We start from the raw sequence: 23,936 nt of genomic DNA on the forward strand, positions 1-23,936 counted from the left end.
ACCTTACGCAACGCCCGCTGATTGAACAGCGTATTCCTAATAGAACCGACTTCCTGCCCGGATATGAAAAAACTTGTATTGCTTGGCTTAAGCTTCTTTGCCTTACCCTGGGTATGGGCTCAGAAACCGATTTCCTTATATACCAATACCACCACCAAACAGCTCGAAAAATCAGCTCGTCAGGTAGCGGATGCGGAACAACAGTCGTACACCAAAGCCCTAAGCTTAGCTCAGAAACGAGGCTGGTTTATCGAGCGGATGTACGCCAATGGCCGACGCGTGAAATTGCAGGGACTGGATGCTCTGGGAGACCCCATCTACCTGAGTACCTTTTCAAACGTGGTAGCCGCCGCCACTACGCGTACCAATACCCTGCAAACGGGCGGAAGTTTGGGCCTCAACCTGACCGGCGGCAGTAGTCGGATGAGTGGGCGTCTCGGGATCTGGGACGGTGGTGCTGTGCGTTTGGATCACGTAGAACTGACCGGAAGAGTAACGCAGGTGGATAACGCAACGACGGCCAATGCTCACGCTACCCACGTATCGGGTACGATGATTGCCTCGGGTGTAAACCCGGCGGCGAAGGGAATGGCGACGGGGGCCTCACTACGAGCCTGGGACTTTACCAATGATCTTTCAGAAATTACGGGGGCCGCCTCGGGTCTGCTTATCTCCAACCACTCCTACGGACAACTGGCGGGCTGGGATCTGGACGAAGACGGTACGACCTGGCGTTGGTACGGCAGCGATGCGGTCAGCGAAACGGAAGATTATAAGTTCGGTTACTACGATTCGAAAGCCCAGTCGCTCGACAAGCTGGCCGTTAACACCCCGAATTACCTCATCTGTTTTTCAGCCGGAAATTCCCGGGATGCCGCAGGTGTCAATAAACCCGCCGATGGAGCTTCGTACAACCTAGGTTCGGGTTCAACTACCAGTACCAAAGTCCGCAAGAGCAATGGAGCTTTTGATAATATTCCGACCTATAGTACGGCTAAGAATATTCTCACCGTCGGAGCCGTAGGGGGTCTTCCCAATGGCATCAATCAGGCTTCCGATATTCAACAGGCTTCGTTTAGTAGCTCCGGTCCTACCGATGATGGCCGTATCAAACCCGATATTATGGGCGATGGCGTGGGTCTGCTCTCGTCTACCTCCACGGCAACCGATGCCTATACAACCTTATCTGGTACCTCGATGGCTTCTCCCAATGTCTCGGGTAGTTTGTTTTTATTACAGGAATTATACGGGCAACTCAATGACAACCAATTCATGCGTTCCTCGACGCTAAAAGGCTTGGTTATTCATACGGCTGAAGACGCCGGAAACCCTGGTCCGGATTATAGTTTCGGTTGGGGATTACTCAATGCAGAAAAGGCCGCGACGGTGCTGTTAAACACGGATAAAAGTCATTCGGTAACGGAACGTCAACTTACTTCCGGCCAAACCTATACCCAACAGGTGATCGCCTCAGGTCGTGGTCCGCTGACGGTTACCATTACCTGGATTGACCCCGAAGCTACGCCAGTCGCCATCGGTCCATCGGCTTTAAATAGTCGTACCCCCCGGCTGATCAATGATTTAGATATTCGGATTTCCGATGGTACGACGACTTACCAGCCCTATATACTCGATCCCAATAACCCTACGCAGGCGGCTACCACGGGCGACAATATTCTGGATAACGTAGAGAAAATCTACATCGCCAATCCCGTTCCCGGTCGAACCTATACCGTAACAGTCACGCATAAAAACAGTTTGCAGGGCGGTACTCAGGCCTATAGCCTCCTGATGAGTGGCATGGGTGGTACGGCCTATTGTTCTGCTCTGGCGACTACTCCCAACGTTAGTAAAATCAGTAAGGTGGTTTTCGGAAACTTCAGCCGTACCCTGCCCGATGGCTGTGGTAGTAATCAGATCTACACGGATCAGGTCGCTGAAATTTCAGTGGGTCAGACCCTTTCCTATGAAATTTCGGTAGCCAACTGCAACGGCCAAAACACGCAGAAAACGATTCGGATGTTTGCGGACTGGAATCTCGACGGCGATTTTGACGATAGCAACGAAACGCTGGCGACGTCTGGTACGTTAAGCAGTGGCGGGGTATTCAGTGGCTCGCTAACGATTCCTTCCAATGTAAGTGTGGGGCAGCTTATTCCGCTACGCATCATTAGCCGGGAAGGCACGACTGCCCCTACAGCCTGCGGTAACTACACGGCTGGGCAAACGCAAGAGTATCAACTCAAAGTAGTAAAACCCGCTCGGGACGCGGGCGTAACGGCATTGCTTTCTCCCGAAAATAATTTTTGCCCAAATGGGGGTATCGCTCTTCAGGTCACGGTGCAGAACTTTGGTACCGAAGCTCAGACAAACGTACCCGTTACAGCTCAGATTAGCGATGGTACTACAGTCGTTGCTACATTGCGGGGACAGGTTAGTCTCAATGCTTTTCAGCAGAAAAATGTCTGGCTTACCAGCGATTTTACGGCTGTGGCCAACAAAAGCTATACGATTACGGTACGTACGGAGTTGGAAGGGGATCAGCTAAGTACGAACAATGCCCTTACCCAAACCCGCACGACCGCGGCCGTCATCGCTCCACAAGCAACGGCTCAAACCTGCGGTACCGACGGGAAAGTGACGCTTCGGAATACAGCCGCGGGTACGGCCTTCTGGTACGATGCTCCCAGCGGTGGTAATCTGATTGCCATTGGAAATGCTACTTCACTGGAACAGAAACCCGCGTCCGCAACGGTATACGTAAGTTTAAACGAGTTCAGAAGTACGGTAGGCCCCGCGACTAAATCGGTTTTTGCGGGAGGTGGATATAACCAGTTTTCACCCGCCCTCACCGTACGGGCGGAAGTTCCGGTTGTCTTGGAAAGTGCCCGGCTGTACATTGGTAATTCGGGGAAAATTACGTTTACGGCCGTCAATGCAGCCGGAAGGAATGTCTCTAGCGTGACTTTGGACGTGACGGCTACCCGAAATCCAGCCGCCGCCGGAGCCAGTACCGATGATCCTAATGATACCGGAGCGGTTTATCCCTTGAACCTGACCTTGCCCGAGGCGGGAGACTACCAGATTCAGATTTCGTACGCGAACGGAGCTACGATTTACCGAAATCTGAGCAGCAGCACGAAGCCCTACCCCTTCTCCCTGCCCAATGTCTTTTCCATTACTGGAAACACCGCCGGATCGGCTGCCAACACCTACTATTATTATCTGTATGATTTGAGCGTACGGGCAAACGGATGTACGAGTAGTCGTTTGGCCATTCCTATTACGGCGGGCACCGTGACTTCACCCGCCCGAATTACGGCCGGAGCGAATGCTACGCTTTGCCAGAACAGTTCGTTGACCTTACAAGCCAATACGGGTACGGGTTTCGTGTACCAGTGGTACCGCGAGAATCAGCCTATTTCGGGAGCTACCGGAGCTACGTTTACGGTCACACAGGCCGGGAACTACACCGTTCGTGTATCCGAAGCTTCGGGTTGTGAAACTACGTCTTCGCCTACCAGCGTTCAGATACAGGCCGTTTCAATACCCACCATTGGCCGGGAAGAATTGAAACTTACTTCTTCTCAGGCCGCGGGTTATCAATGGTATCGCGATGGTACCTTGATTACGGGAGCCACCAGTCAGAATTACTTGGTGGGACAGTCTGGGGCCTACACCGTACAGACCAAAAATGCTGCGGGATGTACGGCCACCTCCGAGCCTACGACGGTAACTATTACCGCCATTACTCCCGAGCAAACGCAGTTCCTTTTCACGTTACAACCCAATCCCGCTCAGGAACGTATTCGCATTACCTACCAGGCCGTTGGTCTTCAACAGGCTACCGCCCGCATGTATAGCAGCGACGGCAAGCTGATTTCCACACAAAGCGTAGCCGTTGAAGGGAATCTCTATCAAACCGACGTGGATGTAACGCATTGGGCACCGGGCCTGTATTTGGTTCAGATTTCAGATGGCCAGCGAATCGTCAGCAAACGGTTTATTAAAAACTAAAGGCTGTACCACAAAAAAAGCTCCCTGTTTGGCAGGGAGCTTTTTTTGTGGAGATAAGATAAGCCTTATTTTCCGCGAAAAAATTGCAAGGTCACCATCACAAACGTCGAGTAGAATGTACTGGTGATAATCTTAAGTAACGTCGGTATCAGTAGAGCCAGACTCAGGGCTTCCAGACCAAATAAAAGCGTATGGTGAATCAGAGCGGCAATAAACGTATACCGAATCACCCACCAGAGATTCATTACGGCGAGCGTAGGTTCGTTGCGTTCTTCGTACCCCCGAGCTGGGGTCAGTAAACGCAAAATAGCTGGTCGTATGAAAGCCAGAAAGACGGTACAGGCCGCGTGTAAACCTAACGTATTATAGAAGAAATCTACAAATAAGCCGGTTGCGAAGGCCAGCAACAGAACCCGCGTCTGAGGCGTATCGAAGGGCAGCGAAAGGGTACTGGCAATGTATACAAAGCAAAAGGCATGATCGAAGAGAATCATGCTGCGGAAAAAGAAGACCTGAAGCAGTAAATAAACAAGTACCCAAAGAGCACTACTAAAAAAATTCCGATTCATTGATCACTGGCTGTTAGCTATCAGCTGGAGGCTTTTAGCTAGTGATGGGTTCATTCAACGAAAATCCTTTCGTTTGAAAGTCTTATTTCGCCTGAATTGTTTTTTCCAACTGCTCCTGCTCTTTCTGAAGGCGGTTGTTGATGATGTACACGTAAGACAAATTACGGAAATCCGTGGCTAATTTCAGATCAATATCCCAGAAGGTCTGATCTGAGCTAACGCCCAGTTTCTTCACCGTCCCTACCATGATACCACCGGGGAATACCGAGTTCAGTTGCGAGGTTACCACCGTATCGCCCATTTTCACCGACTTATACCGTGATACATCGAATAGCTTCACGACTTCGGTATTATCTCCCTCCCAGCGACTGGAACCGATTTCTCCACTCCGTTTTACCTGAGAAGAAATTCGCATGGGTGGATCTAGATGCAACAAGGACGTAACCAGTGAGAAGTGTTCCGAACAGCCTCTGATGATTCCGACTACGCCCGTGGGTGAAACAACCCCCATACCCGGTAAAATACCGTCAGCGGTACCTTTATCGAGCGTCAGATAGTTGTTCTGAGCAACGACAATAGAGTTTTTTACCACCTTGGCTACGATGGGTTGAAAACGGGCGGCTACCGTGGAATCCGCTTTGTAATTGATGATCGTAGGAACCTGCTGGCCTTTCAGCGTAGTCAACTCCGCATTCAATCGGGCATTTTCTGCGGCTAAACCCGCATTTACCTGACCCAGATTTAAATATTGGGTAACCGATGCCTGGAGTTGAAGTCCTTTCGCTACGTAATAGTTGGTCGTATGAAAATAGATGGCACTCGGGTAATTATTGAACTTGAAGTAAAACCACAAGCTCAACACTTCCAGCAAAACGAATACGATAAAGGCCCGCTGCCGGGCGATAAAGGCAAATAGCGAATTCATAGAATAGGACAGCGGATTACAAAGAGACGATAGAGAACAGCGAATAGATGACAGAGCCTAGAATATTAGCAACGCTAACTTCTACTCTCCGTCATCTATTCGCTCTATACTTTGATCGCTCCTCTAGCTGATAAGCACAGCTTTGTACTTATCCAGATCTTTCAGCACTTCGCCCGTACCCCGTACGACGGCCCGCAGTGGATCATCGGCGATGTGAATGGGAAGCTTCGTTTTCGCACCCAAACGTTTATCCAGACCGTGCAGCAGAGCACCGCCACCCGTCAGATGAATACCGTTGTGGTAAATATCCGCCGAAAGCTCCGGAGGTGATGTTTCCAGGGCTTTCATCGTAGCTTCTTCAATCTTTGAAATCGATTTGTCGAGTGCGTAGGCAATCTCCGAATACGTTACCTTGATTTCTTTCGGAATACCCGTCATCAAATCCCGACCGCGGATTTCGAAATCAGCGGGTGGGTTTTCCAGTTCGGGTAACGCCGCTCCTACCTCAATCTTGATCAGCTCCGCCGAACGTTCCCCGATCAATAGGTTGTGTTCGCGTCGCATGTAATCGACAATATCACGGGTGAAAACGTCACCGGCAATCCGTACCGATGCTTCGCAGACGATACCGGAAAGAGCAATCACGGCGATCTCGGTTGTACCTCCTCCGATGTCCACAATCATGGAACCATTGGGTTGCTGAATATCGATACCGATACCTAGAGCGGCCGCAATAGGCTCATGCACCATGTACACTTCTTTAGCACCGGCATGCTCGCACGAATCTTTTACAGCTCGTTTTTCTACCTCTGTAATACCGGAAGGAATACAAACGACCATTCGGTGTGAAGGAGTGAAGAAACGTAGCCCTTTACGTTCGTCGATCATTTTAATCATCCCCCGAATCATCAGCTCGGCGGCCGTAAAGTCAGCGATAACGCCGTCCTTTAAGGGCCGAATCGTTTTGATGTTTTCGTTGGTTTTTTCGTGCATTTGCATGGCCCGGTGGCCAATGGCAAGTACTTTACCACTAGTTTTATCGAGGGCGATAATAGAAGGTTCGTCTACTACTATTTTGCCTTTATGAATAATGAGCGTATTGGCCGTGCCCAAATCGATCGCTATGTCGCTGGTTAGAAAATCGAATAATGCCATTGGAAGCCTCTGAGCGTCAGTTTTTTGGTTTCAATTCTTAGGAATGTGCAAAATTAGAGAATCTATCGCAGAATAGCCCGCGAAAGATTTTTTAAATCGTACAACGTAATTCGTTGTTCTTTGCTACAGTATAGGTATTTCCAAGCCGTATATACTTTATTTTCAACGCAGAACCATTTCACTCAACTATCTGTTAATCAATACGTAACAATATTTTTACATGAAAAAGAATTCCCAAGAAAAACATACTGCCTCGAAAGAAGAACGCTTTATCACTCAACTAAAGGCCGAAATTCACTCTTTTTTTGATATTAATTACAACGAGTCTTTTACAATTTCTGAGTTGTGCGATCGAATGGATGTACGGGGAAAATCCCTTCGGGAGATTTATCGCCTGATGATCGAAGAATTGCACGAGGATGGAAAGCTACTATTTGAAAACGGTAAGTATCAGATAGATACGGGCTTAAAATTCCGCACAGGACGGCTTGAACACGTCAATAAAAATTTTGGATTTGTTGTTTTAGATAACGCTCAGGAAGGCGAAGCTGATGTATACGTGCCTACTGAAAATTTAAATACGGCCCTTGACGGGGACCAAGTAAAGATTTCCATCTGGAAAGGAAGCCGCCGTTCGAACTTTCGTCCTGAAGGCGAAGTGATTGAAGTCGTACAAAGAATCCGTAAGGAATTGGTGGGTACTTTCGAACAGATGAGTCCGAAGTACGGCTTTGTTTACCCAGACAATCGTCGCGTTTATAACAGTTTCTTTGTGCGTAGCGAAGATTTCAACGGCGTTCAGGATGGACAAAAAGTAATCGTAGAGATTACTAAATTTCCTACTGAAGGGCAACGAGCGGAAGGAAAGGTTAAAATCGTATTAGGTGACGCTGGAGATAACGATACAGAAATGCACGCTATCCTGGCGGAATTCGGTTTACCAAATGAATTCCCCGCTCAGGTAGATGCCGAAGCGAATGCGATTTCAGAGAAGATTCAGATCAAAGAAATCAAGAAGCGTCGGGACTTCCGTCCCATTACGACGTTTACGATTGACCCCGCCGATGCCAAGGATTTTGATGATGCGCTCTCCATCGAGTATCTGGATAACGGAAATATTCGCGTTGGGGTACACATCGCTGACGTAACCCACTATATCCAGCCCAACACGGAGCTGGAAAAAGAAGCGTACATGCGGGCGACTTCGGTGTACTTAGTGGATCGTACGGTACCGATGCTTCCCGAAAAGCTTTCCAATAACCTGTGTTCCCTGCGTCCGAATGAAGATAAGCTGACGTTCTCAGCGGTATTTGAACTGGACGAGCAGGCCCGGATTAAAGAAGAATGGTTTGGTCGCACCATTATCCACTCCGACCGCCGTTTTAGCTACGAAGAAGCTCAGGAGTTACTGGAATCGGAACTGACGCCCGATACCGAAGTAGAAGTACAGTCGCAAGAGCCGGTGAAAGGACGGAAGAAAAAGGCAACAGCCCTTCCACCAAGTACAAATTTCACCCAGCACCTGCATGTGCTAAATGATCTAGCCAAGAAGCTTCGGGACGAACGTTTCCGGAAAGGTGCAGTTAATTTTGAAACCGTTGAGGTTAAATTCCGCTTAGACGAAAATGGTAAGCCCCTGGAAGTCTATCAGAAAGTCCGGAAAGACGCTCACAAGCTGATTGAAGAGTTCATGCTGCTGGCTAATAAACGCGTGGCTGAATTTGTCTTCAATCTGCGAAAAGAAGAACCCCGGAATACAATGGTCTACCGGATTCACGAAGCTCCTGACAAAGATCGGCTGAAGACTTTTGCGGATTTTGCCCTGCGTTTCGGGTATCAGGTGAATGTAGAGGGTAATATTTCCAGTTCGCTCAACAACATGATGACGGCCGTAGAAGGCAAGCCCGAACAAAACCTGATGGAAAATCTGGCGATTCGGACGATGGCCAAAGCCCGGTATTCCACGGAGGAAATTGGTCACTTTGGACTAGCCTTTTCGCACTACTCGCACTTTACCTCGCCCATTCGCCGGTACCCGGATATGATGGCTCACCGGCTGCTCCAGCATTACCTGGATGGCAAGGAATCGCCCAACAAGAATGAATTTGAAGGTCGCTGCAAACACAGCTCCGAGCGGGAGAAAATGGCTGCTGAAGCCGAACGGGCCAGTATCAAATACAAACAGGTCGAATTCATGCAGACGCGGGAAGGCGAAGTGTTCACGGGTATGGTTTCCGGCGTAACGGAGTTTGGGGTGTTTGTGGAAATCAAGGAAACGGCCAGCGAAGGCATGGTACGCTTGAGCGAACTGAAAGACGATTATTACGAACTCGACGAAGCGAACTACCGACTTATCGGACAGCGATCAGGCCGGATCATCAACTTTGGTGATAGGGTACAGGTAAAAGTGATGGAAGCGAACCTGAGCCGCCGTACGATTGATCTGGAATTACTGGGCATCATGAGTACGGGGGAAGCTCCCCGGATGAAACCCCTACCCCGATCCACGGGTCGATCGGGACGTAACGAAAGCCGAGGCGGTGGAGGAAGAAAGTCTTCTTCCCGCGGTAATGAAAGTAGCCGGAAGAGTGGTAATGGCGGTAAGCCGGAAGCCAAAGGTCGCAAGCGACGTTAGTAGTGTATGCATCACCGTTCGAAAGACATACTGCCCTGGGTAGTATGTCTTTTCTTTTTTCGTCGCTATCCTGCCCGCTTTCCAGCAAATTTTTTGTACCTTAATTCGTTCTAGTAATAGATTATAAATAGACGAGTTCGGGTATAGTTTTTATACATGGTTTATCGTCAGGCCTCTGCTCCGTATGCAACATTCTTCGATCACTACCTTGCTGGTTCAGCTGGATGAGTACAAGCGAAAATACTATACGAATCTCCTGTTGAAGGGCGTTATTTTTTCAGCAGCGGTCGTACTCTCCGCGTACCTGTTCCTGAATACACTCGAATATTTCGGGCATTTTGGTACGACCTTTCGTACACTTTTATTCTTTGGTTTTCTGGGCGTTTTTCTGTTTTCTCTGGTATTCTGGGTAATCAAACCCATCGTGTATCTCTACGGAAAACAAAAGCCGCTGTCGAACGAAGAAGCCGCTCAGCAGATTGGACGGTTCTTTCCCGAAGTCGGCGATCGTCTCCTGAATACACTTCAACTGGTTAGTCTCAATCCCAATCAGAATGAATTATTGCGGGCTTCCATCGAGCAAAAGTCGCAACAGCTCGCTTTTGTGAAATTCGCCGATGCTGTCAAGCTGAATGAGAATAAACGTTACCTCAAATTTGTCCTCGTTCCAGCCTTGGTCATTGCTGGTATTCTGCTGGTATGGCCGCAGTTTTTCACGAAGTCAACGACCCGGATTGTTCATTTCACGAACGAATACGCCGAGGAAGCTCCTTTTACCTTTGTACTGGAAAACAAAAATCTCAAAGCATTTAAAAACGAAGATTACACGGTTAAGCTCAATCTACAGGGCGAAGCCATCCCGGAGGGCGTGTATCTGACGTTCGAGGGTCGTCGGTTTAAAATGGAAACGACCGATCAGCGGCATTACGAATATACTTTCCGTAAAGTACAGCAGGATATTTCGTTTACGTTCGAAGCGGCGGGTTACTCCTCTCCTACCTACGAAGTCGATATTATTGCTCGGCCTAACCTGACGGGCTTTGAAGTTCAGTTGAATTACCCTTCGTATCTCAACAAGCCTAACGAAGTGGTAAAGAACACGGGTAATCTCACCGTTCCCGAAGGCACAAAGATTGAGTGGCAGTTTGCCGCCACGGAGACCGAGGCCGTCGAGCTAAGCTTTGAAGGCGATCAGGAAAAAAGTACGGCTGAGAAGTCCATGCTCAGTGGCTTTACATTCGAAAAACGGGCAAAAAAATCGGGCGAGTATCAGGTTTTTCTAAAGAATAAGTATGCTACCAACCGCGAGCCTGTCAGCTTCTTTTTGAACGTCATTCCTGATAAATACCCAACTATTTCGCTGGAACAGTACCGGGATTCTACGCTCTACAATTACCTCGTACTGGGCGGAAATATTGGCGATGATTACGGCGTCTCCAACCTGCGGCTTTTCTATAAGGTAGTTCGTGAAGGTGGTAAGGACCAGAAAGCCTATGCTTCGGTGGGCATTCCCTTCTCAAAAGGACAAACCATTCAGAGTTTTTACTATCAGTGGTCCACGGATAGTTTAAAACTGGCTCCGGGTGATAAAATCGAGTATTTCGTACAGGTATGGGATAACGACGGTGTCAACGGAGCGAAGTCGGCTAAAACGGGCGTACTCAACTATTCCATTCCTTCCAAGCGATCCATTGAGAAAGAAATTGATCAGGCCGTTGAGAAAACGGAAAGTCAGATTGATAAATCCCTGAGTAAAGCTCAGCAATTACGGAAAGAACTTGCAGCTCTGGAAACCCGTCTTCGCAACAAGCGAGACCTGGATTTTCAGGACAAAAAACAGATCGAGGAACTTCTGAAGAAGAAAGAAGAACTCCAGAACGAGCTACGTCAATTGCAGGAACTCAACCAGTCACTTACGCAAAAGCAGCAACGATTCAACGAACAGAAACCCGAACTGGCTCAGAAATTCGAGCAGTTACAAAAGCTGATGAATGAGTTGCTCAAAAGCGATACGGACAAGCTGTACGAGCAACTCAAACAAATGCTCGAAAAGAATCAGGACGAACGGATGCTGGATATGCTGGATCGTCTGAAAGCGAAAGAGCGTAATTCCGAGAAAGATCTGGACCGGGCCATGCAATTGTTTAAACGCCTGCAACGCGAACAAAAGCTCGACAAAAGTATTGAAGAGCTAAAGAAACTAGCTGAAAATCAGGAAAAATTAGCTCAGGAAACGGAAAAAGCGAAAGATCAGAAGGATACAAAAGAAGGGGCTTCCCAGGATCAAAAAAACAAAGACGGCAAGAACGAATCTGATTCGTTGAAAAACCAGAATTCCAAAGAGAACCAGTCGGATCAGAAAGATCAGAATAGTAAGGAACCGAGTACTAAAGATCAAAACGGAAAAGATCAAAATAAGAGCGGTGAAAATTCGCTTCAGCAGGAGCAGGAGAAACTCAAAGAGGAAATGGAAGACGTGAAGAAAGAGCTGAAAGACGTAGAGGAACTCAATAAAGAGCTGAAGGATGAAGACAAAGACATGGGTAAGCAGGAGCAGCAGGAAATCTCCGAGCAGCAGCAGCAGAGTATGCAGGACATGAAGAACGGGAACAACAAGTCTTCCTCCCAACGCCAGAAAAAGGCCGCTCAGCAAATGAAAAGTCTGGCCCAAAAGCTCTCGGAGATGAAGCAGGAAGCGGAGATGAAGGAGAATCAGGAGAACATGGATGATCTCCGTGATATTCTTGAAAACCTGGTACACCTGAGTTTTGCTCAAGAGCGGGTGATGAAGGATTTTCGCGGTATTCAACTCGCCGATCCCCGCTTCGTGAAACTGGCCCAAGAGCAGATTAAGCTTCAGGAAGATGCGAAAATTGTGGAAGACAGCCTCTATTCCCTAGCAAAACGAGTATTGCAAATCCAGTCTTTCGTTACCCGTGAAGTCGGTGATATGAAGAAAAACATGGATGATGCGGCCAAATCCATTCGTGAACGTCGGGTATCGCAGGCCACTGCTCGCCAGCAGTTCGCCATGACCAACATGAATAATCTGGCCCTCATGCTTTCGGATGTACTCAAACAGATGCAGGAAAATGCCATGAACATGATGGCGATGGGTAAAGGCAAGCCGCAAAAGCAAAAAAGCAGTATGCCGAGTATGGGTAAACAGCAGGAGAAGATGAATCAGCAGATGCAGCAAACCCAGCAGGGTAACAAGAGCGGCAAAGCTTTTTCAGAACAGCTCGCTCAGATGGCCGCTCAGCAGGCCGCCATTCGCAAGCAACTCCAGGAAGCGATGGAGAAGCTAAAAGGGACGGAAGCCGGGAAAAAATTACAGGGTGAAGTAAATGATCTCATGAAGAAAATGGATCAAACGGAAGAAGACCTGGTTAACAAACGGATTACGCCCAACACGATTAACCGCAATAAGGATATTCTCACCCGCTTACTGGAATCGGAAAAAGCGATTCGGGAACAGGAAGAAGACGAGAAGCGTAAGTCTGAAACGGCTAAGCCCATTCCGCCCAAGGTACCACCTGCCTTCGAACAGTACGTAAAAGAGAAACAGAAACAGACGGAGTTGCTTCGAACGGTTCCGCCATCATTGGCCCCTTTTTACAAGAAAGAAGTAGACAACTATTTTAAAAAGTTGAAATAATTTTAAGAATTAACCAAAAGGCTGAGGCATACGTCTCAGCTTTTTTTGTTTAATAGGCACTCATAATCAATTACTTACCAGCTGTCTTAACAGACTTAAGACCTATTTATTAACTTATCCACATAGTTATCCACACCCTAATCAAGGGTTAAAAAAAGAGTGAAGTCCCTACCCTTTTTCCTTGTACCTTTGTGATTATCAATTCATTTACCCATGATTCGTTATTTCGTAGAGGACGTCGAATTTCAGGTCCCCTTCCCTCAGAAGACTCGCCGTTGGCTGAATACCGTTGCTTTGGCTGAAGGCTTTCAGATTGCTGAGCTTAACTATATTTTTTGTTCCGACGAATACCTGCATAAAATCAATGTGGAGTATTTGGAGCATGATACGTATACAGACATCATCACCTTCGACAACTCCGAAGAAGAGAAGGTAATTAGTGGAGATATTTTTGTCAGCGTGGAACGAGTTGAGGACAATGCCCGTTCTCTCAACGTCATTTTCCAGGATGAACTTGCCCGGGTGATGGTACACGGGGTTTTACACCTGGCTGGCTACCTGGACGAGACGGATGAAGAGGAGGAAAATATGAGACGTCTGGAGAGCCACTACCTTCTTACCAGAATTTAAAAAGTTTTCACGTGGAACACATTTCTGTAAGTTTTAAAAGTTTTCACGTGAAACACCAAAAATCAGCAATTTCTTATCCGACGAAACTGAGCTAATTTTCAAGGAGTTAGCTTCTGAAAATGAGTCATCTAGAAGCAAGCTATGTTTAGTGAGTACGATGTAATTGTAGTAGGAGCCGGACACGCCGGATGCGAAGCCGCTCATGCCGCTGCCCAAATGGGATCGAAGGTAATGCTCATTACGATGAACATGAACACCATCGCCCAGATGTCTTGCAACCCCGCCATGGGGGGCGTAGCTAAGGGGCAGATCGTTCGGGAGGTAGATGCCTTGGGCGGTATGTCGGGGATCATCTCGGACAAGACCATGATCCAGTTCCGGATGCTCAACCGCTCCAAGGGACCCGCCATGTGGTCGCCGCGTTGTCAGTCGGACCGGATGCGGTTCGCCGAAGAATGGCGACTGGCTCTGGAGCAAAATCCCAACGTGGATTTCTGGCAGGAGATGGTATCGGGTTTGATCGTGGAAGAAGGCAAGGCGGTCGGAGTAAAGACGCAACTGGGCATTGAGATTCGTGGCAAAGCAGTAGTACTTACCAACGGTACCTTCCTGAACGGAATCATTCACATTGGTGAAAAACAATTCGGCGGCGGTCGGACGGCAGAGCGGGCAGCGACCGGAATTACGGAACAGCTCGTACAGTTAGGCTTCGAAGCAGGACGGATGAAAACGGGTACGCCTCCTCGGGTAGACGCCCGTAGTTTGGACTATTCAAAAATGGAAGAACAACTCGGCGATGAAAATCCTGAAAAATTTTCTTACCTGGATACGCCCCGACTGACTGAGCAACGCAGCTGCTGGATTACCTATACCAATCAGGACGTACACGAAATTCTGCGGACGGGTTTTGAAAAATCCCCCATGTTTGCCGGACGTATCAAAGGACTGGGTCCTCGTTACTGTCCTTCGGTCGAAGACAAAATCAATCGCTTTGCGGATAAAGATCGTCACCAGATTTTCGTAGAACCCGAAGGCTGGAATACGGTAGAGGTTTACGTCAATGGCTTTTCGACTTCTCTGCCCGAAGATGTACAATATCAGGCCTTGAGAAAAATTCCAGGATTTGAAAATGTTCGCATGTTCCGACCGGGTTACGCCATCGAGTATGACTTCTTCCCTCCTACGCAACTCAAGCAAACGCTGGAAACGAAGCTCATCGAAGGTCTGTACTTTGCTGGACAAATCAACGGAACGACGGGTTATGAAGAAGCCGCCTGTCAGGGACTCATGGCTGGGATCAACGCCCACAATCAGGTACAGGGAAAAGAGCCTTTCGTACTGCACCGCTCGGAAGCATACATCGGCGTACTCATCGACGATCTAATTAATAAGGGTACGGAAGAACCCTACCGGATGTTCACCTCGCGGGCTGAATACCGCACCTTGCTACGTCAGGATAATGCCGATTTACGCCTGACCGAAAAAGGCTATCAATTGGGTCTGGCTTCAAAAGAACGCTACCAACGGGTACAAGCCAAGCAACAATTGACGGCTGAATTGATCGACCGACTCAAAAAATTCAAGGTCGCTCCTGAAGAGGTAAACCCCGCTCTGGAAGCTCAGAACTCCGCTTTACTCCGGGAAAAGGGCACCTTATACCAACTTTTAAAGCGTCCAGAATTGGATGTACGGAGTCTGGGTCGACTGAGCACCGCTGTGGAGGAACTACGGAGCGAATATTCCGAGGAAATTCAGGAGCAGGCCGAGATCAATATCAAGTACGAAGACTATATGGAACGGGAGCGGATTCAGGTCGAGAAACTGAGTCGGCTGGAAAACCTGATGATCCATCCCAACTTCGACTACGAAAAAATTACGGCCCTTTCCAAAGAGAGTCGTCAGAAACTCGGACGGATGCGTCCGCAGACCCTGGGTCAGGCTTCCCGCATCAGCGGTGTATCGCCCTCGGATATTTCCATCCTAATGGTACACCTGGGCCGCTAGTTAGCACAACTGCTTATCGAAAAAACCCCTTCAGATCGAAGGGGTTTTTTCGTAGCCCTGTCCAAGTGTTAAGGATATTTAACCAAGCATATAGCGCTTGTCGAAACAGACACGCGTTGAATCAAAAGACTTCGGCTATTTTTGAAGTATGAAAATGGAAACCCTTGGTCGTTGCCCCGTCTGCGGAAGTGAACACCATTCCCCCTATTTGGTTTGTAAAGATTACACCGTGAGTCAGGAAGAGTTTACACTGGTGCAATGTCCGTCCTGCGGCTTTGTCTTTACCAATCCCCGACCCACCGAAGCCGCGATTGGTGCCTACTACCAGTCTACTGAATATATTTCGCATAGTAATACCCGACAGGGCGTTATTGCTCAGGCCTACCATCAGGTACGAAAAATCACCCTTCGCAATAAGCTTAAACTGATCAACGAGTTGAGCCCTTCGAAAGGAAAACTCCTCGACGTCGGCTGCGGTACGGGTATGTTTCTGTCGGTAGGCAAAGCCGACGGTTGGAAGGTTTCGGGCATTGAGCCCGATCCCGGAGCCCGGTCGTTAGCAATGAAAGAAACGGGCGAAACCATTCAGCCTTCGATTCTGGAAAGCTACCCCAATGAGACCTTTGACGTAGTCACGCTCTGGCACGTACTCGAACATATTCACCAGCTTGAGGCTACGCTGGACTGGCTGCGGCAACGCGTCGCGGGCCATTTGATTATTGCGGTTCCCAATTTCCAGTCGTACGATGCGCAGGAATACGGCAAGTACTGGGCGGCTTACGATGTCCCCCGCCACCTGTATCATTTCTCCCAACAAACCATGCGGGCCCTACTCGGCCAGAAAGGATTTCGACTTGAACAGACGCTGCCCATGCCCTTCGATTCGTTTTACGTGAGTATGCTCAGTACGAAATACCGGGATGGAAAAACTAATTATCTGGAAGCCGTACAAAAGGGTTTTCAGTCGAATCAGTGGGCCAAACACAACAAGAATAATTACTCAAGTCTGATCTATGTCTTTAAGAAAATCTAAGAGCAGCCGGCTAGCTGTGCTGGTAAGTCTGGCCGGAATTCTGCTGTGGGGATGTGCTCAGCAAAGTTCTCCGACGGGGGGTGAGAAAGATCTGATTCCACCGAAAGTAGTCCGGATCGTACCGGAAAATCAGACGATCAATTTCAAGGGAAGAGTAGTAGAACTTGAGTTTGACGAGTACATCAACATTGATAATCTCAACCAGCAATTATTGATTACCCCGGCCATCGAAGGGACGTTTGACTTCAAGACCTACCCCAAAGGCGTACGCATTACCTTCGATCAGGACTTCCGGGCCAACACTACGTACACGCTAAATTTCCGGAATGCCTTTAAGGATGTGACCGAACGCAATCCAGCCCGTAACGTCAAACTCGTCTTTAGTACGGGACCACAGCTGGACTCGCTCCGACTCCAAGGAACCGTGAAAGAACTGCTTACCGATAAACCGGTTTTCGATGCCCTCGTCGGTTTGTACCAGCAGAGCGATACGCTCAAGTTCTCCAAAAACAAACCCTACTATTTAACGAAAACGGATAGCTCGGGGCGTTTCGACTTAGAGAATATGTCACCCGGACAGTACCGACTGGCCGCTCTCAAGGATGTTAATAACAACCTCTTTTATAATACCGACAAAGATCTGATTGGCTTCCATCCGAACCCGATTACACTTCCCGGTTTTACTGGATCACCCGAACTGAAAATTACGGCGGCTAATTTATCGCCGCAACGTACGCCTAAAACTGTGGCTACTTCCCGTATTTTTTCACTGGTTTATCCAAGAGGCGTACAGGGTGTGCAGGTGCAGTTCGAGCGTAAAGAAGATAGTCTGACTTATGCACTCATCGAGCCAAATCAGTTGCGGTTCTACAACATTCTCAATACGACGGATACGGTACGGGCGACTATTACAGTACAGGATTCACTGAGCCGTGATTTCACGCATACGCAGAAAATTAAGTTTCGCGAACGGGGCAAACGCGATGCCGATACGCGGGAATCCATGGAAGTAAAAGTCAGTCCAAAAACGGGAGAGGACCAGGAACAACTTTTCCAGGTAACCATCGACTTTAGCAAACCCATTACTCAATTCAATCCGCTACGGGTAGAAATTCAGGAAGACACCATTCGTCGGGTTATGTTCTCAGCCAACGATTACCAGTGGAATCCGTACCGAACGCAATTGAAAATTGAGAAGGAATTAAAGTTTCGGCGGGACGTTCGAAGTATTTTTCCCAAGGGTACATTCATTTCCATCGAAGGCGATACGGCACAGGCGATACGATTGCTCAATCCTCTTCGTGACCCCGAGAAGTATGGGACCATTAGTGGAGAAGTACGGAATATACAATCTGATTTTATTGTCGAACTCCTCAGTGCCGCCGATTACAAAGTAGTACGTAGCCTTCGGAACCAAACTCCGTATACCTTCAAATCGGTACCGGCCGGAACCTACCGCCTGCGACTCGTTCTAGATATCAACAAAAATGGACGCTGGGATGCCGGGAATCCGGATGCATTTGTACCGCCCGAAACCGTTATTCTTTTTCCCAGTGAAATCAAGTTGAAAGCGAATTTCGAATTACTGGGGAATGATTTCACCTTGCAATAGTTGAAATTACCACCGCATTAGTTTCAAGCCTCGCCTACCTGGGCGGGGCTTTTGTGTGCCTTTGGCAGTCTCTTTTACGATGTGGAATACTTCTGTGGACAAGTGGTCAAATGAGCCCTAAAAAGGCTACTACGGAAAAGCTACATTCAAAATAAAAAATGTCCAAGTATAACGTGGATAAGTCCGTGGATAACCCACCCTTTTTATGTGGAAACGGGGGATAAACCCTGTGGATGATTTCTATACCTATACACATTCCTTACTACGTAAGCCCTGACAAGGGAGATCCCGTTGAAAACTCGGGAGAAATCCCCCGTTTCATACACGAGTTATTAACCGTAATTCACACCCTTCGAAAAACAAACTTTTCCACGGTGGATAAAACACTATTTTGTGCATAACTACGGTTTGGTTGTAAATCAGTATATTAGATGTGGAGAAGCCTGTGGATAGTTGTGGAGAAGTAGGGAAATAATCAACGAAGTATCAGGCAAGGATTTGAAGAGAAAAACTTTCCCACTTTTCCACCGCCCCTATTACAACCATTAAAAAAGATTTAAAAGAAAGATATTGTTAATAAATGTAATGGTAAACGATCTGTGTAAACTGATTTTCGTTGGGGCTCTATTGCTCACGCTGAATGTACAGGCTCAGCTTCAGCCCGCTCAAGTGGAAATGCCCGAAGTACAGTTGGGGCGGGAATACCTGCGGAATGGGGAATATGAAAAAGCCCGTGCTACCCTTGAGAAATTGACGCGGAATAAGGAAACGGTAGGTGAAGTATACGAGCCCTATCTGGAAAGCCTGATGCGTTTGAAAGAATTAGCTGAAGCCGAAAAGTTTTTGAAGCGTCAGATCAAGAGTGATGGGGATAACCCATTCTATCTGCTCGACTACGCTCGGCTGCAGGAAAGTCAAGGAAAAATCAAGGAAGCCGATAAGCTCTACGCCGAAGCCCTGCTCAAAGCCCAGAAGAAAGAAGAGCTCACTTATCGCCTTGGAAAGAACCTGGCCGACAAGGATCAGGCCGATTTGGCCCTAAAACTCTTCCTGGAGGCTCGCAAAACGCAAAATGATCCCCTCCGCTACTCCATCCAGATTGCACGGCTCTATCGCATTCTCCAGCAAAATGAAGCGATGATGGAAGAATACCTCCGGTTTGGCTCGCAGGAAGGCAATGTGGATTTAGTTCAGGGCATTCTTCAGGATGAGATGAAGGATGAGAAAATGACCCTGTTACTGGAAAAACTGCTGTATAAAAAAGTGCAGGAAGTACCCAATGAAAAGTACTACGGTGAAATGCTGGTCTGGTACCTCGTTCAACAGAAAGAATTTGGAAAAGCCTTTATTCAGGCCCGGGCTCTCGATCGTCGTCTGAAGCAGGAAGGTCAGAAAGTAACCGAGATTGGCTTCATGGCCATGCAGAACAAGGATTATGAGGCAGCGGGGAAAGTTTTTGAATATTTGGTGAAGGAATACCCCAAAAGTCCCAACTATCCCGTCTACCGCCGATTGCTGATCAACGCCAAAGAGGAAGTAGTCAAAACCACCTACCCCGTCAAATTAGACGATATAAGACTCTTAATTAGCGAATACCAGCGATTCTTTGCCGAAGTCGGAGAAAACCCGCGTACGCTCGAAGCCTTGCGAAATACGGCCCATCTGTACGCATTTTACCTGAACGAAAAGGATACAGCCGCCGTTATTTTGCAAAAAGCGATCAGGAGTGCGGGAATGGATCAGGATTTCATTGACAAGTGCAAGCTGGATTTAGGCGATGTGTATTTGTTGAAAAGTGAACCCTGGGAAGCAACGCTCTTGTATTCGCAGGTGGAAAAGTCAGCCAAGGAAAGTCCCCTGGGCTATGATGCCAAGCTGAAGAATGCGAAACTCTCCTACTACAAAGGCGATTTTGAGCTGGCCAAGGAAGTTCTCGACATTCTCAAAAAAGCCACGACTCGCGAAATTTCGAACGATGCGATTGAGTTGAGCCTACTCATTCAGGATAATACGGGCATGGATACAACCGAAACGGCGATGAAAGCTTACGCTGCGGTAGATCTGTTGCTGTTCCAAAACCGGACGGAGGAAGCGTTAGCTTCGCTGAATACCCTCTACGAACAGTACAAAGAACATCCGCTGGCAGATGAAATTTTGTGGCGTCGGGCGAATACCCTGTTGAAGCAAAACCGTCCCGCTGAGGCTCTAGCGGATCTGGATAAAATCCTTAAGAACTACTCGGTGGATATCCTGGGAGACGATGCACTGTTTCTATCGGCTAAGATTCAGCAGGAAAATATGAATGACAAAGACACCGCCATGAAGCTGTACCAGGAGATTCTTCAGAAGTATCCCGGAAGTATTTATACCGCCGAAGCCCGGAAACGTTTCAGAAATCTGCGGGGTGACGCAATAAATTAAGGCGAAATACCATTTGTACCATAAAGTCCGTGGCTTGTGATACGAGTATGTACAGGGCCGCAGTGAAATGAGCCACGGGCTTTTCTTTAGTTTTGTGGACAAGTACCCCTCATTGTTAATAACTCAGACAAGTTATCCACATTTGCACACCTATGAACAGCTTTTTCAAGCAAGGCCTTCTATGGGGTTTATTAGCGGTAAGTGGACCCGTAATGGCTCAAGATTCCACTGATAATCAAGAAGATCGTTTTCCTACCTGGAGCTACGGATCACAGAAATTGCAAAAAGGTCCCTGTGACGTATACCTATTCAAGTCGAATCAACACGCCGAGACGGTTGTGGATAACATTCTGAAGTCGGCCGGGATGGGATTTGGCAAACGCAATTTCCAGGTAGTCGAATGCCCTAATACCGATAACTGCTACGCGACCATCATCAACGGTACCCGCTACGTCGTTTATGATAACGCTTTTCTAAAACTGGTGGAAAACCGCACCCAAACCGACTGGTCGGCCGTAAGTATCATGGCTCACGAAATCGGTCATCATATTCTGGGTCATACCTCCGATGGTACCGGCAGCCGTCCCGACAAAGAACTTCAGGCCGACTATTTCTCGGGCTTTGTTTTACACAATTTGGGTGGAAGTTTAGAGAATGCTCAGATAGCCATCAAGCTCTTACAAAACGACGAAGGAGACTATACCCATCCACCCAAGCGTGATCGATTATCCGCAATTGAGAAAGGATGGCGAGAAGCGGATAATTTTTACCCACGTATAGCCAGTAAAGAGCCGGCTTCCTCCCCTACCCCATCGACTCCCGTTGCCAAACTTCCGTCCGTACCACCCGTGACCAAAGTGGAGACTAAAGCCCCAGAGATTACTCAGACGGGATGTCTGGCGGGCAACTGCGACAATGGTACAGGCCTCTACGTAAACCGGAAAACGCTGGAAAAATACGAAGGTGACTGGAAGGAAAGTCGCCCCAATGGTTTTGGAACGCAGTATTATTCAACGGGCAAAAAGAAGTACGAAGGAAACTTCCTCAACGGACGATTCGATGGCAAGGGTACCTTGTGGTATACCAACGGGGCGATGTACGCCGGTGATTTCTCCGCGGGTCAATGCCATGGTAAAGGCGTGCTACGTTATGCCAACGGTGATCGCTACCTAGGGGATTTTAAAAATGGCTACCGCCACGGAAAAGGAAAATATATCTATGCGAGTGGATACGAGGAAGTGCTGTATTATTTGAACGATAAACGGCAACCCGAAAAATAATGGTATAGTATTTACTGAGAAAAGGCCGGATCCCGGCCTTTTTTTGTGCATTATCCAGCCACTTGAAACGTTCAATATTAAAATGTTTTAAATTGAACTTCGAAAAGGAATATATTGGACCTGTACCACTATGGAAACGCAGACCCTAACACCCCGCCCACCCATGCGTGAAACGCATTATCCCTACGACAGGGTTTTCGATATACTGCCGCAGTATGTACTGCAAACCAATAGCGACGAAGCCCTAGCCTCCAAAATCAATGGATTGTGGAAAAAAATAACGGCTCAGCAATTTGCTCAGCAGGCCAATCAGGTAAGCCTGGGCTTATTGAAAATCGGTATCGGTAAGAACGACAAGGTGGCGATCATTTCGAATAATCGTCCGGAGTGGAACATGGTTGATTTCGGCATTCAGCAAGTAGGAGCCGTGTCGGTACCCCTGTATCCGACCATTACGATTGAAGATTATCGTTACATTTTACGCGATGCCGGAGCAAAAGTAGTTTTTGTATCCAGCAAAGACTTACTGGTGAAAGTACAGCAAGCGGTTCAGGAAGTACCAACCGTACAAGCCATCTACACGTTTGATGCTATGGACGGAGCTACGCACTGGTCAGAACTCACTAAACTAGCCAATCCAGATAATCAGCAAGAACTGGAACGCATCAAAAGTAGCATCCGTACCTCTGATTTATTGACCTTAATTTACACCTCAGGGACGACAGGTACGCCTAAAGGGGTAATGTTGACGCATCGGAATATCGTTTCCAACATTGAAGGGGTAAATCCTTACATGCCTATGAAGCCCCACGAACGGGCCTTAAGCTTTCTTCCCTTAAGTCACGTTTACGAGCGTACTATTTTGTACGTTCACATGCGGTACGGGGTTTCTATCTTCTACGCGGAGAGTATGGAAACCATCGCGGAAAATTTACGGGAAGTAAAACCCACCGTTTTTACCACGGTACCGCGTCTGCTGGAAAAAGTATACGATAAAATCGTAGCGAAGGGATATGAACTGAAAGGCATTAAAAAGCAACTGTTCTTCTGGGCGTTGAACCTGGGCCTCCGGTACGATCCTGTTCAAGACCTGGGATTCTGGTATAATACGCAGTTGAAAATTGCTCGTAAATTAATCTTCAGTAAGTGGAAAGAAGCTCTAGGAGGTAAAATCCGCATCGTAGCGACGGGTTCAGCAGCTTTACAACCTCGCTTATCCCGGGTGTTCTGGGCAGCTGGGATACCCATTGCCGAAGGGTATGGATTAACGGAAACTTCGCCGGTAGTATCGGTAGGTCGAGTGGATCCGCCGGATCTACGTGTAGGATGTGTGGGTACGATCCTACCCGAAGTTGAAGTAAAAATCGCCGAAGACGGAGAAATTCTGGTGAAAGGTCCTAATATCATGCAGGGCTATTATAACCAACCGGAGTTAACAGCCCAAGCTATTGACCAAGAGGGATGGTTTCATACCGGCGATATTGGAGAAATGGTAGAAGGCCGTTTCCTCAAAATTACCGACCGTAAAAAAGAGATGTTCAAAACCTCCGGGGGTAAGTATGTGGCTCCGCAGCTGGTAGAGAACAAACTCAAAGAATCCAAGTATATCGAGCAGGTGCTCGTCGTAGGTGAAGGTCAGAAATTTCCGGCGGCTCTGATCGTACCTGAGTTTGGAGCATTGAAAGTATACTGCAATCTTAACCAGATTGCATTCACTACGCCGGAGGAGATGGTAAAAAATGACAAGGTTCTGGAGAAAATGCATCAGGAGGTCGAACGCCTGAATGAAAGCTTTGCTCAGTATGAACGGGTCAAAAAGTTTAAAATACTGGCTAAGCCTTTTACGTTGGAAGCGGGGGAATTGACACCTACCCTAAAACTAAAGCGAAAAGTGATTCATAAGAATCGTCAGGCTGAGATTGACAGTATTTATCAATAATCGAGTCATAGATTTAAACTGAAAAGGGCTTAGCAATACCATTGCTAAGCCCTTTTTT

The 23,936-nt window shown here is 47.8% G+C and carries 13 protein-coding genes; 10 read left to right on the forward strand and 3 right to left on the reverse strand.

Features of this window, described 5'->3' with window-relative positions; all coding sequences use genetic code 11:
- Positions 1 to 63 precede the first annotated feature (63 nt).
- The gene (locus tag ACOJTG_RS19055; protein ID WP_420155275.1) at positions 64 to 4,017 is read left to right on the forward strand and encodes a S8 family serine peptidase; all 3,954 of its coding nucleotides are present in this window, start codon (positions 64 to 66) and stop codon (positions 4,015 to 4,017) included.
- Positions 4,018 to 4,082: 65 nt separating this feature from the next.
- On the opposite strand, the gene ACOJTG_RS19060 is transcribed toward ACOJTG_RS19055, so the two are convergent.
- The 3 genes from ACOJTG_RS19060 to ACOJTG_RS19070 form a co-directional block, all read right to left on the reverse strand.
- Positions 4,083 to 4,586 (reverse strand): hypothetical protein, encoded by a 504-nt coding sequence (locus tag ACOJTG_RS19060; RefSeq protein WP_420155276.1) that lies wholly within the window; start codon positions 4,584 to 4,586, stop codon positions 4,083 to 4,085.
- Positions 4,587 to 4,668: 82 nt separating this feature from the next.
- The gene (gene mreC, locus ACOJTG_RS19065; protein WP_420155277.1) at positions 4,669 to 5,511 is read right to left on the reverse strand and encodes a rod shape-determining protein MreC; all 843 of its coding nucleotides are present in this window, start codon (positions 5,509 to 5,511) and stop codon (positions 4,669 to 4,671) included.
- Positions 5,512 to 5,634: 123 nt separating this feature from the next.
- Entirely contained in the window at positions 5,635 to 6,666 is a 1,032-nt protein-coding gene (locus ACOJTG_RS19070) for a rod shape-determining protein (protein WP_104715878.1), read from the reverse strand.
- Between the two features lie 220 nt (positions 6,667 to 6,886).
- Here ACOJTG_RS19070 and rnr point away from each other — a divergent pair, with 220 nt between their 5' ends.
- From rnr to ACOJTG_RS19115, 9 genes are all read left to right on the forward strand, one after another.
- Positions 6,887 to 9,301, forward strand: a complete 2,415-nt coding sequence (gene rnr, locus ACOJTG_RS19075; RefSeq protein WP_420155278.1) for a ribonuclease R — start codon at positions 6,887 to 6,889, stop codon at positions 9,299 to 9,301.
- A 184-nt stretch (positions 9,302 to 9,485) separates the two neighbouring features.
- Positions 9,486 to 12,959, forward strand: a complete 3,474-nt coding sequence (locus ACOJTG_RS19080; protein ID WP_420155279.1) for a DUF4175 family protein — start codon at positions 9,486 to 9,488, stop codon at positions 12,957 to 12,959.
- A 213-nt stretch (positions 12,960 to 13,172) separates the two neighbouring features.
- Entirely contained in the window at positions 13,173 to 13,589 is a 417-nt protein-coding gene (ybeY, locus tag ACOJTG_RS19085; protein ID WP_420155280.1) for an rRNA maturation RNase YbeY, read from the forward strand.
- 141 nt (positions 13,590 to 13,730) lie between these two features.
- Positions 13,731 to 15,593, forward strand: a complete 1,863-nt coding sequence (gene mnmG, locus ACOJTG_RS19090; RefSeq protein ID WP_420155281.1) for a tRNA uridine-5-carboxymethylaminomethyl(34) synthesis enzyme MnmG — start codon at positions 13,731 to 13,733, stop codon at positions 15,591 to 15,593.
- A 148-nt stretch (positions 15,594 to 15,741) separates the two neighbouring features.
- A complete protein-coding gene (locus ACOJTG_RS19095; protein ID WP_420155282.1) occupies positions 15,742 to 16,626 on the forward strand; it encodes a methyltransferase domain-containing protein in 885 nt (294 codons plus the stop codon).
- Complete coding sequence (locus tag ACOJTG_RS19100) at positions 16,607 to 18,238, forward strand: Ig-like domain-containing domain (RefSeq protein WP_420155283.1); 1,632 nt, start codon at positions 16,607 to 16,609, stop codon at positions 18,236 to 18,238. The genes ACOJTG_RS19095 and ACOJTG_RS19100 overlap by 20 nt, the downstream gene beginning before the upstream one ends.
- Positions 18,239 to 18,823: 585 nt before the next feature.
- On the forward strand, positions 18,824 to 20,659 hold the full coding sequence (locus tag ACOJTG_RS19105; protein WP_420155284.1) for a tetratricopeptide repeat protein: 1,836 nt from the start codon (positions 18,824 to 18,826) through the stop codon (positions 20,657 to 20,659).
- A gap of 152 nt (positions 20,660 to 20,811) precedes the next feature.
- Entirely contained in the window at positions 20,812 to 21,939 is a 1,128-nt protein-coding gene (locus ACOJTG_RS19110; RefSeq protein ID WP_420155285.1) for a M48 family metalloprotease, read from the forward strand.
- Between the two features lie 130 nt (positions 21,940 to 22,069).
- The gene (locus ACOJTG_RS19115; protein WP_420155286.1) at positions 22,070 to 23,878 is read left to right on the forward strand and encodes an AMP-dependent synthetase/ligase; all 1,809 of its coding nucleotides are present in this window, start codon (positions 22,070 to 22,072) and stop codon (positions 23,876 to 23,878) included.
- Positions 23,879 to 23,936 lie beyond the last annotated feature (58 nt).

This window comes from Siphonobacter sp. (assembly GCF_048595215.1).
GTDB lineage: Bacteria > Bacteroidota > Bacteroidia > Cytophagales > Spirosomataceae > Siphonobacter.